This is a genomic window from Comamonas serinivorans, from assembly GCF_002158865.1.
Classification (GTDB): Bacteria; Pseudomonadota; Gammaproteobacteria; order Burkholderiales; family Burkholderiaceae_C; genus Comamonas_E; species Comamonas_E serinivorans.
Genome location: NZ_CP021455.1, coordinates 674,831 through 691,924 on the forward strand (window position 1 = coordinate 674,831; position 17,094 = coordinate 691,924).

The 17,094-nt window shown below is 69.6% G+C and carries 13 protein-coding genes; 3 read left to right on the top strand and 10 right to left on the bottom strand.

Translation table 11 applies throughout. The features are described 5' to 3' along the window. Positions 1-9: 9 nt before the first annotated feature. The 8 genes from CCO03_RS02840 to CCO03_RS02875 form a co-directional block, all read right to left on the bottom strand. Entirely contained in the window at positions 10-5,703 is a 5,694-nt protein-coding gene (locus CCO03_RS02840; protein WP_205690353.1) for a DNA repair ATPase, read from the bottom strand. A 368-nt stretch (positions 5,704-6,071) separates the two neighbouring features. Next, positions 6,072-8,204: a flotillin family protein gene (locus CCO03_RS02845; RefSeq protein ID WP_087276992.1), complete on the bottom strand. Its 2,133-nt coding sequence runs from the start codon at positions 8,202-8,204 to the stop codon at positions 6,072-6,074. Positions 8,205-8,320: 116 nt separating this feature from the next. Next, positions 8,321-8,977, bottom strand: a complete 657-nt coding sequence (locus CCO03_RS02850; RefSeq protein WP_087276995.1) for a ubiquinone biosynthesis protein — start codon at positions 8,975-8,977, stop codon at positions 8,321-8,323. A gap of 117 nt (positions 8,978-9,094) precedes the next feature. Beyond that, on the bottom strand, positions 9,095-9,445 hold the full coding sequence (locus tag CCO03_RS02855; protein ID WP_087276999.1) for a hypothetical protein: 351 nt from the start codon (positions 9,443-9,445) through the stop codon (positions 9,095-9,097). After that, entirely contained in the window at positions 9,442-10,206 is a 765-nt protein-coding gene (locus tag CCO03_RS02860; protein ID WP_087277001.1) for a PspA/IM30 family protein, read from the bottom strand. Before CCO03_RS02860 ends, CCO03_RS02855 begins: the two co-directional genes overlap by 4 nt. A gap of 28 nt (positions 10,207-10,234) precedes the next feature. Beyond that, on the bottom strand, positions 10,235-10,651 hold the full coding sequence (locus CCO03_RS02865; RefSeq protein WP_087277004.1) for a YjfI family protein: 417 nt from the start codon (positions 10,649-10,651) through the stop codon (positions 10,235-10,237). Between the two features lie 342 nt (positions 10,652-10,993). Next, positions 10,994-11,785, bottom strand: a complete 792-nt coding sequence (locus tag CCO03_RS02870; RefSeq protein ID WP_087277007.1) for an IclR family transcriptional regulator — start codon at positions 11,783-11,785, stop codon at positions 10,994-10,996. Positions 11,786-11,810: 25 nt separating this feature from the next. Then, complete coding sequence (locus tag CCO03_RS02875; protein WP_087277010.1) at positions 11,811-12,479, bottom strand: NUDIX hydrolase; 669 nt, start codon at positions 12,477-12,479, stop codon at positions 11,811-11,813. A 218-nt stretch (positions 12,480-12,697) separates the two neighbouring features. Here CCO03_RS02875 and CCO03_RS02880 point away from each other — a divergent pair, with 218 nt between their 5' ends. Then, positions 12,698-13,942: an MFS transporter gene (locus CCO03_RS02880; protein ID WP_087277013.1), complete on the top strand. Its 1,245-nt coding sequence runs from the start codon at positions 12,698-12,700 to the stop codon at positions 13,940-13,942. A 214-nt stretch (positions 13,943-14,156) separates the two neighbouring features. On the opposite strand, the gene CCO03_RS02885 is transcribed toward CCO03_RS02880, so the two are convergent. Further along, a complete protein-coding gene (locus CCO03_RS02885) occupies positions 14,157-14,423 on the bottom strand; it encodes a YkgJ family cysteine cluster protein (RefSeq protein WP_087277016.1) in 267 nt (88 codons plus the stop codon). Next, positions 14,420-15,028, bottom strand: a complete 609-nt coding sequence (locus CCO03_RS02890; RefSeq protein ID WP_087284046.1) for an MgtC/SapB family protein — start codon at positions 15,026-15,028, stop codon at positions 14,420-14,422. Before CCO03_RS02890 ends, CCO03_RS02885 begins: the two co-directional genes overlap by 4 nt. Before the next feature lie 631 nt (positions 15,029-15,659). On the opposite strand from CCO03_RS02890, the gene CCO03_RS02895 reads away from it, so the two are divergent. Both CCO03_RS02895 and CCO03_RS02900 read left to right on the top strand, forming a co-directional pair. Continuing rightward, on the top strand, positions 15,660-15,992 hold the full coding sequence (locus CCO03_RS02895) for a DMT family transporter (protein WP_087277019.1): 333 nt from the start codon (positions 15,660-15,662) through the stop codon (positions 15,990-15,992). A 4-nt stretch (positions 15,993-15,996) separates the two neighbouring features. Next, the gene (locus CCO03_RS02900; RefSeq protein ID WP_087277022.1) at positions 15,997-16,977 is read left to right on the top strand and encodes an AEC family transporter; all 981 of its coding nucleotides are present in this window, start codon (positions 15,997-15,999) and stop codon (positions 16,975-16,977) included. The last annotated feature ends 117 nt before the right edge of the window (positions 16,978-17,094 follow it).

The following is a 17,094-nucleotide window of genomic DNA, read 5'->3' on the forward strand; positions in this document are numbered from 1 at the left end:
TACTCCTCATCAATCGTCGCCTGGCTTGGCCGCATCGGCCTCGCCCAGCTGGTCGATCTGCTGCTGCACGCGGGTCATTTCGGCGTGGTTGACCTGGCCCACGCCCAGGCGTTCCACGGCCGTGACCAGCGGCATGATGAGCTGCCGGTAGGTGACGGAGAGCGACAGCAGCGCGTCGATCATGCGTTGGCTTTCGGCCGCCTGGCTGTTGGCGGCCAGCGTCTGGGTGCTGGCCTCCAGCGTGTGCACGGCGCGCGCCGTGGCGTCCAGGCTGGCGCGCAGCTGCTGCTGCGACTGGGCCTGGCCGCTTTCCAGCTGGGTGGCCAGCTGGGCAATGGCGGCCAGCGGCGTCGCCAGTTGCTCGGTCAGCGCGTGCTGGCTCTGCTGCAGCGGCTGCAGCTGGCGCGTCTGTTGCTCGATGAGGCGCGTCATCTGCGCGGCCAATTGCGTCGAGAGTTGTTGGCCCAGGTGCTGGCCCAATTGCTCACCCAGGCGTTCACCGAATTGGCCACTCAACTCACCACCCAGCGCCTGCACGGTGTCGGCCAGGGGCTGCTTGGGCTGCAGCTCGGCCACGCTGCGCGCGATGTCGATGAGGCCGTTGGTGACGCGGATGCTGGGGTCGTCGCTGGCGCCGCCGATCTTCTTGTGGCGCTGGTAGTCGGCCACGATGGCCTGCCAGCGGGCCTGCTCGTCCTCGCTGGGGCGGCCCAGCAGGTGGGCCAGCTGCAGCAGGTTTTCCTCGGCGCCCGTGGTCAGCGTTTGCGCTTCGCCGCGGTAGTGGTCGCGCACGAGGTTGTCGAGCTCGTCGTCGCGCATCAATGCCGTCACCTGCGGCGCCAGGCGCGTCATGTTGCGGTAGCTGCCCTGCAGGCGGAACGGCGGCTTGGTGCGGTAGGCATCGTCCTGGGCGGCCGATTCGATGTAGCCCAGGTTGACCTTGAGCAGCACGTCGCGCACCTTGAACAGGCGCTGCAGCAGTGCCTTGAGCTCGTCGAGCTCGGCCGCGCTGTAGGGGTGCGAGAACGCGCCGGGCTCGATCACCTCGCCCTGCGCCAGGCGCACCAGCAGGTGCACGTCCTTGGGCTCGCGCGAGGCCAGCGGCAGCGTCACCGGGTTGGCCGTCAGCGCGTTCTCGATGTACGAGAGCGCGAACACGGCCTCGCGGCCCGAGAGCACGTCGCCCAGGTTGTAGATGTCGGCGCGGTTGGCCAGCATGTCCGGAATGCGGAACACGTCGCCCGATTCGGTGTAGGGGTTGCCCGCCATGACCACCGCGAAGCGCTTGCCGCGCATGTCCCAGGTACGCGGCTGGCCGTTCCACACGCCTTCGATGCGGCGTGTGCCGTCGGCCAGGGCGATGAACTTCTGCAGGAACTCGGGGTGGGTGTGCTGGATGTCGTCCAGGTACAGCATCACGTTCGAGCCCATGGCCAGGCCCAGGTTGAGCTTCTCCAGCTCCTGCCGCGCCGCGCTGTTGGGCGCGGTGCTGGGGTCGATGCTGGTGACGCTGTGGCCCAGCGCGGGGCAGTTGATGCGCACGAACACCAGCCCGAGGCGGTCGGCCACGTACTCCATGAGGGTGGTCTTGCCGTAGCCCGGGGGCGAGATCAGCAGCAGCATGCCCATGCGGTCGGTGCGGGCCTGCTCGCCCGAGGCGCCAATCTGCTTGGCCAGGTTGTGGCCAATGAGGGGCAGGTAGACCTCGTCGATGAGCCGGTTGCGCACGAAGGTGGAGAGCGGCTTGGCCTGGAACTGCGCCAGGTGCAGGCGCTTTTTTTCGTCGGCCAGCAGGTCGTGGCGCAGCGCCTGCAGGGCGTTGAACCCGGCCACGGCCCAGCTGCGGTGCTGGCGCACGCGGCGCCAGAAGTCGTTGAGGTTGACCGCCAGCTGGCCCTCGTGGATGCGCGGGTGTTCGCTGCGCAGGCCCGTGGCGAGGCCGTCCAGCTCGGCGGCCACGCGGTCGCGCGGCAGGTCAAAGGCGATGGCGGTGGCGGCGTCGTCGATCCACGCCGCATGGTTTGCGGGGGTGCCGTCGCCGGCCGTTGAGGCTGCCTGCTGTTTCTCGGCATACGCGGCCACCCAGTGGCGGGCGAGGCGCCAGCGCTCGATGGGGGCGGCGGCCGCCAGGTCGCGCTGCCAGGACTGGGCCAGGCCGCCCACATCCAATTGCCGGTGCAGGGCCTGGGCCAGGTCCTGGCCCGGCGCGCTGATGCGCCAGTGCACGCCGTCGGCTTGCTCGGGCTGTGCCAGCTCGCGCACCAGGTAGCCCGCGGCTTCGTGGCACAGGGTGGCGACCAGCGCGCTGCGCTGGCCGACGCGGCCGGCGTCGCTGTCCGACGCGCTGCGCGGCAGCTCGATGGCGAGCGACGCGGCGAGGTCGGGCAGCAGGGTCTGGCTGATTTCGGGCCGCTGGCCGGCAAACTGGATCAGCTGCTGCGCGAGCTCGTCCTCCAGGGCCTGCAGCGGGCCGGGCTGGCCAAAGGCCTTGCCGATCTGCACCGCGCTGCGCGCACGCCGCAGCAGCGACTGGCGGTTTTCCTCGCGCATGCCTTCCAGCCAGTAGAGCAGGGCGAAGGCGCGCTCGGCCGCGCCATGCACCAGCAGGCCGGCGGCGCCTTGCATGGGGGCGATCAGGCGCACCAGGGTGAGCGCGTCGTCGTCGTGGATGCCGCGCTGGTAGCCCTCCTGGTAGCGGCTGGCGGCAAACCGGCGCAGCGATTCGACGGCGGCTTCGGGCAGCTCGAGCTGCGTCGATCCGGTGGCCGTGGCGGCCTGTTGCAGCTGCAGCTGCAAGGCGTCCCACCTCAGCTCGAGGTCGCCGCGCTGCACGGCGGTGAACCACTCGCTGGCCAGGTATTCGGCGCGCGCGAGCTGCGCGTTTTCAGACACCAGCGCCTGCTGCCAGAAGGGGCGCAGCGCCTCCAGGCGGGTGTCGCTGACGGGGGCCAGGTAGTCGGTGCCGGTGATCTGCCAGGCCAGGCCATCGCCATGGCCCACCAGCGTGAGGTCCAGCGGCTGCCGGTTGACCGTGAAGGTGTGTGTGCCGAGTTTGATGCCTTCGCCGCCGGCCGACAGCTCGCGCTGGTCGCGCACCGCGCGCACGGCCTGGTCGCGGGCGGTTTTCAGCCGCGTGTCGATGTCGTCGGCGGCCACGTCGGCGCCGAGCTTGCGCAGCTCCACCAGCTGCTCGCGCAGCTTGCCCAGCATGGGGTCGGAGGCGAAGTAGCTGTGCACCTGCGCCAGGTCGGTGAAACTGGCGATGCGGCGCGGGATGCCGTCGAGCACGCGCGCGGCGGCATCGCCCAGCGCCTTGGCGCGGCGTTGCTGGGCTTCCACCAGGCTCTGGCGGCGTGCCGACAGGGCTTCGTAGACGGTTTCGCGTTGCGTCGCGATGTCGGCCAAGAAGTCTTCCTGCTCGGAAAAGCGCGCCTCGATTTCCTCGAGCTGGGCCAGCAGGCGCGTCAGCGCGTCGTCGCACTTTTCGGGCGTGTCGGCCAGCTCGAGGGCGTTTTCCACCGCCTGGGCAAACAGCTTGAACTGGGCGCCGAACTCGGCGCGTTGTTCGGCCGCGCCCAGGCTGCGCCGGCGCTGGCGCGCGTCGGCGCGCAGGCGGTTGATGTCGGCATAGAGCAGGGCGATGCGGTCGAGGATGGCCGTGCGCTGCACGGCGTCGCCGCCGGGCAGGCCGCCCAGCTGCTCGCTGAGCAGGTCCAGGCCGGCCGCCTCGCGGTCCAGCGCGTCGAGCTGCTCGCCGATCAGCGTGGCGGTCTGCGCGTTCGGCAAGGCCGCGGCCACGTCGGCCAGGGCTTTCTTCTGGCCGTCGAACGCCTTGTCGTCGGCCAGGAAGACCATGGCGCGTTCGCCCACCCGCTGCTGCTCGGTGGCGATCTGGGCCGCCATCTCGTCCAGGCGGGCGAGGTCCACGTAGCGCAGCTCGCGCAGCAGGTGCAGCTCGCCCTGGCGCTGGCGCAGCTTGTCCAGCGCCACGACGAAGTCGCTCGGCGAGCGCCACATCTGGCTGGCGATCTCCGTCATCAGCTGGCGCTGCTGGCCCTCGGCCTTTTGCAGCGCGCGCGCGGTCTCCTCACGGATGGTCTCGACCTTCTCGAACTCGGCCAGCGTGGCCTGCGCGGCCTGTTCGATGGCCTGCAGGTCGGCGGCCACGCGCTGGGCTTCGTCGGCGTCGAGCCAGAAGTAGGCGTCGCGTGCGCGCTGGCTCTGGCGGATCAGGTCTTCGTAGGCCGTGCGGGTGGGGGTCTGCTCGCGCACGGCGCGTGCGATGGCCATGAGGTCGGACACGCCGCGCACCAGGTCGGCATTGCCCACGCGGCCGAAGAAGCCGGTGCCGGTGGGCTGCCTGGCGGCGTACTCCTCGGTGGCAAACGGCGTTTGCCACAGCTGCATGGGGTGCACGCGCGTGGCCTCGCCGCGCGTGGCCTGAAACACCAGCAGGCGCCCATCGGGAAAGCGGCTGTAGCCGTCGGCCAGGATGGGTGTGGCCAGGGTCTTGTCGATCAGGTTGTAGGTGAAGATGGCGTAGCAACCGGCATCGAGCGTGGAGGGGCTGCCCTGCGGCGCCGGCACGGTGCCGTAGAAGATGTAGGCCACGTCTTCGCCATTGGGCGAGCGCAGCATGCGGGTGAAGCGCAGCTGGTCGGTCAGGTCCTCGGGCAGGTCAAAGCGCTTGAACTCGCCCGACTGCAGGTAGTAGCCGCCCGGAAAGATGATGCCGTGGTCCTCGGGCAGCTGCATGCACGAGGCGCCGATGGCGTCGATGCGCACGACCTGGCGCGTGCGCTCGTTGTAGACCAGGTAGCGCGACTCGGGCTCGCGGTAGGGGCGAATCTGCAGCAGGATGAGTCGGCCCAGCCGGGCGTAGGCGACCTCGGCGTCGCCCAGGGCCTGGTTGGGGTCATCCACAGGCTCCTCGTAGATGCCTTCGCCCAGCTCGGTGTTGTTCTCGACCTTGACGGTCAGCGTGCCGCCCGTGGTTTCGACGAAGACCGTGTCGAGGATGTTGATGTGCGGGTGGGCACCGCCCACGTGCTGCTCGCGCGTGACGGTGGTCCAGGTGAAGTCGTGGCTGGGCGGCGGCACGATGTCGCGCTCGCCGCGGTTGTCCACATACTTGAGCGAGCCGTCCGACTCGCGGCGCCAGCGGAAGACGCGGATGTCGCTGGCCGTCTGGCCGATCTGGAAGGCCGCCAGCACGAACTCGTTGGTGGGGCGCAGCAGCTGCAGCGTCGCCTGCTTGTAGTAGGTGTAGAGCTCGTTGAAGTCCGACAGGAAGCGCGCGTCGTTGAGGAAGGTCTGCTCCATGGGCACGCGGACCAGCTCGTCGGTCTCGCTGCCATCGGCGCTGTCGCTGTGGTGGTTCAGCTCGTAGACCGCGAACACGTCGTCCACGCTGGTCTCGCGCCGCAGCCCCATGAACACGTTGTAGCCGAAGAGCAGGCGGTTGCCCTTGAGGTAGACCAGGTCGCGCGGCACGCAGTTGTGCTCGGTGCGGGCGCGCAGGCGCGTGAGCAGGTGCTGCTCGCGCTGGCCAAACTGCTCGATGCGGGCGGCGTTGAGCTGCTGGGTCTTGGCCAGCAGCTGGTCGCCTTGTGCCATGAGGCGCTTTTTCAGCAGGTCGTAGCTGCTGGAATCGGCCACGCTGGCGTCAATGGCGTCGGCGGGCGGGGTGACGGCATCGGTCATGGTGGAAGACGTTCCTGTGGCGTGCGGGCACGCGGATCAAATGTGGGCAGTATGGTGGTGTTGCCGTTTTCTCTGAAACGACCATGAGTGGATACTGCTGGCAAGGAGGGGTTACTGCGGCCAACGAAACCGGTGGCACGAGATCGGCGACAGTGGCCTGTCCCAGCGCCTGCCGGTGCAGGCCACAGGGCCTGCACCGGGTTGGCGCCCCAGTGCGCTGCCTGTTGGACTGGCGGCGCGGGGGCGGGCTCGGATCACCTGGGGGGCAGGCCATGCACAGGCTGGACCGGTGCAGGGGCGCAGGGGTCATCCAGGTGCAGGGCCTGCAGACCAGGCCGTTGGCGTTCACGCGGCCCCATCGGGTGGCGTCAGCCGGGCTTGCGCAGCGAGTCCAGCAGGCTGCTCAAGGCCTGCTTCTGCTGCGGCGTGCCTTCGCGCATCAGCTTGGCCGCAAGCGCCGTCACGCCCAGGTTTTGGAACTCGCCAGCCGACTGGCCCGCGGCGCCCAGCAGCTGCGACAGGTCTTCGACCACGTCGCGCTTGCCTTCCAGCTGGTCCTTGAAGGCCACCTGCAGCGTGTTGCTCTTGGCCACGGCGCCGTCGATGCCCTTGCCGACCGACAGCGCACGCACGAAGGAGTCGAAGTAGTCGCCCTGGCCGCCCACGATGTCGATCTTGGCGTTCTTGAGCGCGGTGCCCAGCACCTCGGCCTGTTCCTTGGCGATGTGGGTCTGTGCGTCGATCTGCTTGAGGGTTTCCAGGTGCGCGTACTCCAGGCGCATGCGGTATTCCTCGTGCTCGCGCGTGTCAGCGCTCATGGCGGCCATGGCCTCGAACTTCTCCTTCAGGCCACGCGCTTCGGCGCTGAACTTGGCTTCGATGTTCTGCGCCTCGGCTTCGCCGGTCTTGCTCAGCGCCATGGCTTCGGCCGTGCGCACGTTCGCTTCGGCGTTGCCGACCTTTTCCTTGCCCTCGGCTTCGGCGTCCATGCGGGCGCGCAGGCCGGTGGCTTCGGCCACGGCCTGGGCCTCGATGACCTGGGCTTCGGCGCGGCCGACCTTCTCCTTGCCCGTGGCTTCGGCTTCCAGCGTGGCCAGCTTGGCGCTGGCGGCGGCCATGTCGATCTTGGCCTGGGCCAGGCCCGGTGCGGCGGTGATGGCTTCCAGGCCTTCGGCTTCGCGCTTCTTGGCCTCGGCGTCGCGCTCGGCCACCTTCAGGCGGGCATCGGCCAGCAGCTGCTCTTCGGCGGCCTTGTGGCGGGCCTTGCGCTCCTGCGTCTCGGCGGCCTTGATTTCCATGGCAGCCTTTTCCTCGGCCTCGGCGTTGGCGGCGATCACCACGGCCTTGCCGGTGCGGTCGGCTTCGGCGACGGTGCGCACTTCCTTGATGGCCTCTTCCTGCTCGGCGACGGTGCGCTCGACCACGATGCGCTCCCGGATGACGTCGGCAATGGCCTTCTTCTGCACTTCGACAGCCTTGTCCTTGTCGATCCGCTGCAGCGTCACTTCCTTCTCACGGGCCACCACCTCCAGGTCGCGGGCGCGCGTCACGCGCTCTTCCTCGATGGCCACGGCGCGCTTGCGGTTGTTCTCGGCCACTTCCTTTTCGCGCAGCACGTTCTCCTGCTGCACGGCCAGCTGCTGCTCGGACTGCAGGCGCGCCAGTTCGGCGCGCGTGTGTTCTTCGGCCTTGATCTTGGCGGTTTCGGCCTCTTCGCGGGCCACCGTGGACTCGACCTCGCGCTTTTGCTTGGCCGTGGCGTCGGCCTGTTGACGCTCCAGCTCCAGCAGGGCTTCCTGCGTTTCCACGTTCTTCTTCTTGATCTGCATCTCTTCGTTGCGACGCAGCTCGTTGGTGACCACGTTCTGCTGGGCGGTCAGCTCGGTGATCTTGCGGATGCCTTGCGAGTCGAGGATGTTGTTCGCATCCAGGCGCTGCAGCGGCGTCTGCTCCAGGTAGTCGATGGCGGCGTCTTCGAGCGCATAGCCCAGCAGGTTGTCGCCGATCTGGTTCACGATCATTTCGCGGAAGCGGTCGCGCGCCTGGTACAGCTCCTCAAAGTTGAGCGACTTGCCCACCGTTTTGAGGGCTTCGGAGAACTTGGCCGAGAACAGCTCTTCGAGCGTGTCGTGGTCCGAGGCACGCGCGCAGCCGATGTTCTGCGCCACCATCAGCACGTCTTCCTCGGTGTTGTTCACGCGCACGAAGAACTTCACCTTGATGTCGGCGCGGATGTTGTCGGCGCAGATCAGGCCCTGGTCGCCCGAGCGGTCGATCTCGATGGTCTTGACCGAGACGTCCATGTACTCGGCCTTGTCGATGATGGGCCAGACGATGCCACCCGAGAAGGTGACCTTGGTGGCGCCGCTGAACTTGTTGATGATCAGGGCCTGGCCTTGCTCGACCTTGCGGAAGAAGCGCGAGATGGCCCACATCGTGCCCATGAGCACGACGATGATGCAGGCCGCAACGGCGAGGACGACGTAAATGGAGCTGGACATGGCGGTCGTTCAGTGAAAGGTTGAAAAGGTGAAGAACGGAGTATGGGTTGGTTGCCGTTCAAAAATGAACGGCAGCAGGCGCATACTGCAGGTGTTGAAGGCGTGGCGGCGCCGGCTCATGCGTCCAGCGCTTCCACGCGGTAGCGCTTGGCGGCCGCGTCGTACTCGACGATCAAGGCCTTGTCGCCCCGCTTGAGGGGGTTGGGCGTGTCGGCCCAGATGCGGATGTTCAGCGGCGCACCGTGCTGGGACACCTCGGCGCGGCCGACAGTGGGGGTCACCTCGGAGGTCCAGATCACGCATTCTTGGCCCACGAGCGAGGCGTGCGTGGTGGCGTAGCGGGTGCGGAATACGCCGCGCAGCGGCCGCACCAGGCGGGCGGTGATGACCAGCGACAGCCCGCTGGCGGCGACGAGCACGCCGGCGCCGGCCACCCAGCGCAGCAGCTCGGTCGGCACCCAGCGCACGAACCAAATGCCCGACAGCGCGGAAATCGTCCAAGCCACCAGCACCAGCAGCGAGGCGACGACCGAGATCGGCACGCCGTTGAGGCCGAACGCCACGAGGTAGCCCGCGAGCGTGCCGAGGTCGTCGGTGTGGCCGTCGGCGTGCAGGTGGCCGTGGCCCACGTCACCGACATCGCCCGCGTCGCCCGACTCGCCCAGGTCGACGAGGCCGAACGTGGCCAGCACCCAATAGAACAGCACCACGATCAACAAGACCGTGAACACCGCAGTCGGGAAGCCGAAGATGACAGACAGGAATTCGGACATGACAACCCCGTGTTGTTGTTATGGGCGGCGCCTTGGCGGCCCTCCTCCAGGACGCTTTCGATGGTCAATCATGACATGGGACGTTGACGCGCCCGCTGCCAGGCACGCACCGCCCGCTCAGCGCGCCTTCTTGCGCGAGCGCACGGCCGAGCCATGGAAGGCCACCAGCTCCTGCGTGGCCGCCTCCTTGATGGCCAGCCGGTCTTCGGCATTCAGGCCGTAGCGGCTGGCCAGCAGCGCGTAGTCCTCGGCGCTCAGCGTCACCGTCAGACGCGGGCGCTTGGGCTTTTCACCAACGGGCAGGCCCAGCACCTTGCGGATTTCGGTCGAGGTCGAGACGTTGTCGTGAAAGGCCGCGACGCGCACGGCCTCCATGACGGCCTCGGACACGTCAAACGCCACCTGCACCGCGCGCAAGGCCGTGTCCGAGCCCTGCCAGCGCTCGGGCCGACGCGGTGCCGGGCTCATGATGCCGAGCTGCCCTGGCCGTTGGGCGTGGGCGCGGCCGCGGGGGCTGCCGGCGACGCGGCCTGGCCGCCCTCGCGCCTGGCCTTGAGGCGCGCCATGACGTCGGCGGCGCGCGCCTTGTCGCTGGGGCCGATGCCGGCCTCGGCCAGCTTGCGCTCGAGCGCCTTGTGGCCGAACTCCTGGTCGAGCTGCTCGGCGGCGGCCATGCGGTCGGCCAGGTCTTCGTGCCGCTTTTTGATGCGCTCCAGCGATTCGCGGGCCGACACCAGGTTGGAGCCGGTGGCGCCGATGCTGTCCGAAATGCTCTGCGTGGCGCGGTAGACGCTTTCGGTGGTGCGCGCGATGCCGATTTCGCGCTCGTGCTCGCGCACCTTGGCCTCGGCCGCGCGGATCAGGTCCTTCAGGCGCGCCACCTGCATGGCGAAGTTGGCGTGGGCTTCGGTCTGTGCCTGCAGCTCGGATTCGAGGCCGGCCACGCGTTCGGCCACTTCGAGGGCCAAGCCCTCGTTGGCCTTGTCCAGGGCCTGCACGGCCAGGTCTTCGTGGCGGCGGATCTCGCCGCGCAGGCGCTCCATGTCGCGGGCGGTCTGCATCTCCTTGGCCATGACGGTGGCCAGCTCGGACTTGGCTTCGGTGATGCTGTGCTTGGCGTCGACGATTTCCTGTTCGTAGATGCGCGTGGCGTTGCCGTCGACCACGCTTTGGCCGAGTTCGCGGGCGCTGCCGCGCAGCAGGGTCACGAGTTTCTTGATGATGGTCATGGGGGTGCTCCTAACGGAATCGTGGGGGTCAACGCAGGAAGTCTTTGAGCGCGTCGAGGGCGTCGAGCGCGTTGTCGCTGAGCACGGCCACCTCGTGCGCCACGTCTTCGGCGCGGGCGGTTCGGGCCAGTGCGCCGGTCAGCACGTAGCGGTTGCCGACGCGGCCGAAGGACGACAGCGGCACGGCGGGGTTGAGGTCGAGCAGGGCCTCGTGCAGCTGCACCCGCTGGTCGGGCTTGACCTCGTCTTCGGTCCACAGGTAGCACAGGCAGATCAGCTGGGTGCCCGAGCTGGTGACGAAGATGGGCAGCTCGTCGCGGCCCTCGATGCTGACCTGGATCACGGGGACCTCGCCCGAGATGGGCTGGAGCTGGACGGCCACGCCGCCCATGACGGCCGAGGTCAGCACATCGAGGTTGCCCAGTTGTTGATGCAGTTCGGTCATCGAGTCCTCCAGGGTGTTGAGGGGACGGTGTGTCCCGGGTTTTGACACATTATGTCGTTGTGCGACATTTCATGTCAATGAATCGGGGCGTCATCGCGTAACGGACTGTGCGTGGCCGTTGGGGGCTGACGCCTGGGAGCGATGGGGTGATGGTCCTGTTGCCACAGGCAAGCACCATGGGTTCAACGGCCAATGGGGTCTGTCTCGGCGTGCACCTGCGTCCTGCGCCTTGCAAGAGTCGGCTGGTCGAGCACGCGTGCGGGCGCCAGATCCGTCGCATGGCATTTGCCGATGGTGGCCGCACGCTCACGAGACGGGCCTGCAGCCGGCCGGCGCCTGGCCTCAGGCGCGCGCCTGGTAGCGCGACTCGATGCGTTGCACCGTGGCCAGCAACTGCGGGCGCACCTCGCGCATGAACTGCTCGGGCGAGATCACCACGGCGGCGGCCGCGGCGTTCACCACCATGAGCGGCAGGTTGTCGCTCACGCGCATGGGCACGGCGATGCCGTTGACGTCGGGGCGCCAGTCGCCGAACGAGGTGACGCAGCCATGGGCCGCGAGGTCGGCCTCGGCCTGGCGCAGACCGACTTCGTGCAGGCGCCAGCCGACGGGGTCGAGTGCGGCCAGGCGCGCCTCGAGCTTGCGCCGCGCGGCTTCGGGGGCGCCGGCCAGGTAGCCGCGGCCGGCGGCCGAGTTGGCCAGCGGCAGGCGCGAGCCGATGCCCAGCCGCAGCGTGAGCACCGCATCCTCGCTGCGGCAGTTTTCGATGTAGAGCATGGACAGGTCGTCGCGGATGGCGAGCGCCACCATGGTCCCGGTGTCGTTGGCCAGTTGCTGCAGCAGGTCGGTGCTGGCGGCTTTCACGTCCAGGTGGGTCAGCGTCGTGCCGCCCAGGGCGATGGTCTGCAGGCCCAGGCGGTAGCGGCCGGTTTCGGTCACGGCGTGCAGGTAGCCCAGCTGCGTCAGCGTGTAGGTCAGCCGCGTGACGGTGGACTTGGGCAGCTGGGTGCGCTCGGCCAGTTCGCGGTTGGACAGGCGCTCTTCGCCCGAGCGGAAGGCGCGCAGCACCGACAGCCCGCGGGCCAGTGCGGTGACGAAGTGGCGGTCGGACTTGGCGTTGGGGCTGACGGGCATGGCGGGGGACTCCCTGGCGGGCGAACTACTTCCAGGCGAACTGGGGCTGGTCGAAATGTGCCACGCGCGTGGCGCGTCCGTTCAGGCAGAGTTCGCGGAACTGGTACAGGAAGGCGGCCGTGGGGGCGGCGATCCAGCTGGTGCCCACCGGCATGCGCAGCACGGGGTGGGGCGAGTGTTCGGTGGCTTCCAGCATGGGCGCGTCGGCCCGCAGGAACTCGTGCACCGGGATGCGGTGCACGCTGGCGACCTCGTCGGCGTTGGGCGCCAGCGCCCGCGCCTCGCCGGCCCAGACCACGACCGGCGTGATGACGAAGCCCGAACGGGTGACGAAGTCATCCAGCCGGCCCAGCACGGCGTCCGGGGGCAGGGCCAAGCCGACTTCCTCGTGCAGCTCGCGCAGGGCCGCCTGCTCGGGCGTTTCGCCGGGCTCGATGCGCCCGCCCGGCAGCGCCCACTGGCCCGCGTGGTTCTTCAGGTGGCGCGCGCGGCGGGTGAGCAGCAGGGCCGCCTGGGTGCTCCAGTCCGCCGGCGCCGCCAGGCCCTCCAGATCGCCCCCCGTGCCTTCGTCGATCACGGCCAGCACCACGGCCGCCGCGCCTTGCCGCAGGGTGTGGGTGTCCTGGGCATGGTGCACCTCAAAGCCAGCCAGGTGCGTGGCCATCAGGGTGTGGAGCTGGTCGTCGCGTTGCATGGCGGCCAGCTTAGCAGCGGCCTGTGCGTCCGGCGCGGCCGCTTGTGACAGGTCGTCTGTGACCGAAGGGCCTGAGCGTGGCAGCCTGCGCGGCGGCTGGGCGAAGGCCGTCGCCCCGGCCCCGCGCGAGGCACACCTCAGCCTGTGGCGTGGGCCGGGTCGCCGCAGCGACGCAGCGCTCAGCACAAACCCGCGGGCAGGCATAGCATGCGGACCCTATGTCCAGATTTGCAAGCCTTCGTCCCGTGCTGCCCATCCTGCTGGGTGCGTCCGTGCTGCTGTCCGTCAGCATGGGGCTGCGGCAGAGCTTCGGCATCTTCATGCCGCCCATCACGCAGGACCTGCACGTGACCGTGGCCCAGTTCACGCTGGCCATCGCGGTGCAGAACCTGATGTGGGGCATCCTGCAGCCGCTGGCTGGGGCGCTGGTGGTCAAGGTGGGCTACCGTAGCCTCATGCTGACGGGGGCCATCCTGTACATGGTGGGCCTGGTGCTCATGGCCACGGCCCAGGGCATGCTGCCCATCGTGCTCGGCGCGGGCGTGCTGATCGGTGCGGCCATGGCTTGCACGGGCACGGCCATCACGCTGTCGGTGTCCACCCGCGTGGTGTCGCCGCAGGCGCGCTCCATGGCGCTGGGCGTGGTGTCGGCCGCGGGCTCGCTGGGTTCGCTGGTGGCGGCGCCCCTGGGGCAGTGGCTGCTGCAGGGCCATGGCTGGCGCATGGGCATGCTGGGCTTCATCGTGCTGGGCCTGCTGATGCTGCCCGCCGCCTGGAAGGCCGGCGGCGTGGACCGCTACGCCGCGGACAACCCGCGGCCGGCCGCGCTGGGCGACGACAGCACAGCGCGCCAGGCGCTGGCGCAGGCTTTCCGCAACGTGCCCTTCCTCATCACCGCCTGCGCCTTCTTCGTCTGCGGCATGCAGCTGCTGTTCCTCAGCACCCACCTGCCGGCTTACCTCGAGCTGTGCGGCATGGACCCCATGCTGAGCGCGCAGGCGCTGGGCGTGATCGGCGGCTTCAACGTGCTGGGCAGCCTGTTCTTCGGCTGGGCCGGCGGGCGCTGGAACAAGCTGGCCCTGCTGGGCCTGATCTACGTGCTGCGCTCCATCGTGGTGGCCTGGTACTTCATGCACGACCCCACAGCCAGCAGCACCCTGGTTTTTGCCGCCCTCATGGGTTTCCTCTGGCTGGGCGTGAGCCCGCTGATCGCCGGGGCCGTGGCCGAGATGTTCGGCCTGCGCTGGCAGCCCATGATCCAGGGCGTGGCCTTCTTCTGCCACCAGATCGGCAGCTTTGCCGGCGCCTTTGGCGGTGGCCTGATCTACGACGCGCTGGGCAACTACAACCTGGCGTGGCAGCTGGCCGTGCTCGTGGGCGCCATCGCCGGGGTCGTGCAGATCCTCACCGGCCTGTTGCGGCCATCATCGGGCGCTTCGGGGCCGCTGCTGAAGCCAGCTTGATGGGTATGGGGCTGTCCCCGTTCAACATCAAACGGGTTTGATTGCATACTGCCGTTGAGATCCATTCGCGACATCAACAGGCGATGTTGCCCTCGATCCTGGGCGGTGGCCCTGCGGTGCTCATCCGACTGCCCTTGGCCGGGGCTGCCCATGACCCGGTGACGAGGGGGCGCACCCCATTGGCCCTCGCCGCGCAGGGCGGTGCGAGGCCCGCTCAGGGCGGCGCGGTGGCTGCTTCCAGCTGCAGCAGGTAGCGGCGCGCGTGGCGTCCGCCATCGTCCTCGGCGCCGCACATCTCGGCGCTGGGCTGCAGGCCGCCGCACACACGGGGCCGCTCGGGGCGGCCGAACAGGCGGCAACCCCCGGCTGCATCGAGCTGCACGCAGGGCACGCCCGCGGGCTTGCCCTGGGGCATGCCGGGAATCGGCGAGCTGATGGACGGCGCGATGCAGCAGGCGGCGCAGCCGGGGCGGCAGTTCATGGCGGTGGGGGCGGCTGGGGATCGGGTTCGGGCTCGGCGGTGGACGCCGGCGTGGGCGGGCGCCGCTTCGGCGTGGGCGCCAGGTAGGGTACCAGGGTCAGCACGCAGAAGGCGAGCACGGCACTGAGGATGGCCGTGGACTCTTCGCCCAGCCCGATGGCGATGCCCACCGCGGCCGTGAACCAGATGCCGGCCGCCGTGGTCAGGCCTTGCACGGCCTCGCGGCCCCCGGCCTGGCGTTTGAGGATGGCGCCCGCGCCGAGGAACCCGATGCCGGCGATCACGCCCTGGATCACGCGCGAGGCCTCGTTCAGGTTGGCACCCAGCTGCTGCACCACGCTCACCGTCAGCGCCGCGCCCATGGCCGTCAGCATGTGGGTGCGCAGGCCCGCGGCCTTGCCCTCGGATTCGCGCTCCCAGCCCAGCAGGCCGCCGAGCAGCGCCGCCAGCAGCAGGCGCAGCACGGTGCGCGTGATCTGGCCGACGTCGTTGAGGTCGGAGAACTCTTGCGCGACGGCCGCTTGAACCTGCGGCCACCAGGCGGCGCGCGCGGGCAGGCTGGCCAGCAGCGCGGTGAGGGGAACGAGGACGTGCAAGGCGGTCATGGGCAGGCGAAACAGGCACGGGGATGCGGCCATTCTGGCCAGCGCGGCGGTGCCCGGGTGTCGGTTCAGTCCGATCCTGCTGTGCGCCTGCAGGCGGTGTGGCGGTGCGGCAGGCGTGTGGCGCGGGCCTGCCGAGCGGGCCCGACCTGCTTGGACCGCCGGCTGCCCCAAGGCCCACCGCGCCCAGGCGGCGACGAGGCCGCTTGACCGTCGGTGCGTCCAACAGGCTGCGTCGGAGGCCGGCAGCCGGGGGCAGGAGACAGGGGCAATCGGTGGGCTGATCGGCGGCCCGGCTGACGGCGGATCGCAACACGGAGACGGATGATGGTCAGCCCGGCGGTCGGGCCGTGGTGGCGGATGTCGACCACGTGCCGGGCGTCCCTGAGGCTGTGCACCGCTTGCGCGAAGTGGTGTCAGCTCGGCCACGCCTACTCGGCCCACCCCGAGGGCCTGTGCGGCCTTCCAGCTGCCTGCAGCCGGAACAGCTGGAGCAACACGCGATTTTTCAAACGGTGTTCAATGGGTATGGTGTCTTGGCCGATGTCAGGCCATCGAGAAGCCGCGTATACACCTGCAGCTGGTGCGCCGCCGGTCGACGAGGTTGCTTCGTCCTGCGCTACAGTGGCGCCCCATGCACACCGCTTACCTGTGGCTGCTCGTGGCCATCGTGGCCGAGGTCATCGCCACCTCCTGCCTCAAGCTGTCGGCCGGCTTCACCCGGCTGCTGCCCAGCCTCGTCACCGTCGTGGGCTACGGGGTGTCGTTCTATTGCCTGTCGCAAACCCTGCGCAGCATGACCATGGGCGTGGTCTACGCCATCTGGTCGGGTGTGGGCATCGTGCTGATTTCCATCGTCGGCTGGTGGATGGGGCAGAAGCTGGATGGCCCGGCCTTGGTGGGCCTGGGGCTGATCATCGCGGGCGTGCTGGTCATCAACCTGCTGTCCAAAACCGTGGGGCACTGAGCCGATGGGGGCGGTGCTGGCGGTCACGCTGCCGTTTTTCGTGCTGGTGGGCCTGGGCTATGTGGCCGCGCGCGGGCGCCTGCTGCCGCTGGAGGCGGTGCCCGGCCTGAACGCCTTCGTGCTGTATTTCGCGCTGCCCTGCATGCTGTTCCAGTTTGGCGCGCAGACGCCGGTGGCCCAGCTGTTCGATCCGCAGGTGATGGCGGTCTGGCTGTCGGTGGCGGCCATCCTGGTGGGCCTGGGTTGCCTGCTCGGGGCCTGGGCCGGCCGCAGCGGGCGCGATGCGGCCTTCGGCGCCCTGGTGGCCACCTTTCCCAACACCGGCTTCATGGGCGTGCCGCTGCTGCTGGGCCTGCTGGGCGCATCGGCCGCCGGGCCCACCATGGCGGCGGTGATGCTGGACATGGTGGTCACCAGCTCGGTGTGCGTGGCCCTGGCCCATGTGGGTGGCGGCGGCGGCGCGCAGGCCGTGCGGCAGGCCTTGCGAGGCGTCGCGCGCAACCCCATGCCCTGGGCGGTGCTGGCGGGGGCCCTGGCCAGTGCGCTGCAGTGGGCGCCGCCCCCACCCGTGGCCAGCGTGGTGGGGCTGCTGGCCGCCGCGGCCACGCCGGTGGCCTTGTTCAGCATCGGCGCCGTGCTGTGGCGGGCGCGCCAGGCCACGCAGTGGCCGGATGGCCCACCGGCTGCCGGCGCGCGTGCGCACCTGGACCTGTGGGGGCTGGTGCTGCTCAAGCTGGTGCTGCACCCGCTGCTGGTGGCGCTGGTGCTGTACCTGGCCATGCGGCTGGGCCTGGCCATGCCGCGCGAGGTGCAGGTCACGCTGCTGCTGATCGCGGCCCTGCCCAGCGCCGGCAACGTTTCGCTGCTGGCCGAGCGCTTTGGCGCCGACAACGGCCGCGTGGCACGCGTCATCCTCTGGACCACGCTGTGCGCGGTGCTGAGCTTCAACCTGGCGGTGTGGCTGGTGCTGCCGCACGGCGCCTGACCGCATGGCGGCCGGCCGCCAGGGCCGCCCGCCCGTCCGCGTTTCTGGCCGTCGCGCCCGGTCAGCCCGCAGCCCGCGAGAAGGCGGGACGGCGGCAGGGGCGCTGCGCAACCCGGC

Bases quoted from the DNA above. Each gene is read 5' to 3' on its own strand.
- CCO03_RS02840 (WP_205690353.1), bottom strand. From the start codon at position 5,703: ATGACCGATGCCGTCACCCCGCCCGCCGACGCCATTGACGCCAGCGTG.
- CCO03_RS02845 (WP_087276992.1), bottom strand. From the start codon at position 8,204: ATGTCCAGCTCCATTTACGTCGTCCTCGCCGTTGCGGCCTGCATCATC.
- CCO03_RS02850 (WP_087276995.1), bottom strand. From the start codon at position 8,977: ATGTCCGAATTCCTGTCTGTCATCTTCGGCTTCCCGACTGCGGTGTTC.
- CCO03_RS02855 (WP_087276999.1), bottom strand. From the start codon at position 9,445: ATGAGCCCGGCACCGCGTCGGCCCGAGCGCTGGCAGGGCTCGGACACG.
- CCO03_RS02860 (WP_087277001.1), bottom strand. From the start codon at position 10,206: ATGACCATCATCAAGAAACTCGTGACCCTGCTGCGCGGCAGCGCCCGC.
- CCO03_RS02865 (WP_087277004.1), bottom strand. From the start codon at position 10,651: ATGACCGAACTGCATCAACAACTGGGCAACCTCGATGTGCTGACCTCG.
- CCO03_RS02870 (WP_087277007.1), bottom strand. From the start codon at position 11,785: ATGCCCGTCAGCCCCAACGCCAAGTCCGACCGCCACTTCGTCACCGCA.
- CCO03_RS02875 (WP_087277010.1), bottom strand. From the start codon at position 12,479: ATGCAACGCGACGACCAGCTCCACACCCTGATGGCCACGCACCTGGCT.
- CCO03_RS02880 (WP_087277013.1), top strand. From the start codon at position 12,698: ATGTCCAGATTTGCAAGCCTTCGTCCCGTGCTGCCCATCCTGCTGGGT.
- CCO03_RS02885 (WP_087277016.1), bottom strand. From the start codon at position 14,423: ATGAACTGCCGCCCCGGCTGCGCCGCCTGCTGCATCGCGCCGTCCATC.
- CCO03_RS02890 (WP_087284046.1), bottom strand. From the start codon at position 15,028: ATGACCGCCTTGCACGTCCTCGTTCCCCTCACCGCGCTGCTGGCCAGC.
- CCO03_RS02895 (WP_087277019.1), top strand. From the start codon at position 15,660: ATGCACACCGCTTACCTGTGGCTGCTCGTGGCCATCGTGGCCGAGGTC.
- CCO03_RS02900 (WP_087277022.1), top strand. From the start codon at position 15,997: ATGGGGGCGGTGCTGGCGGTCACGCTGCCGTTTTTCGTGCTGGTGGGC.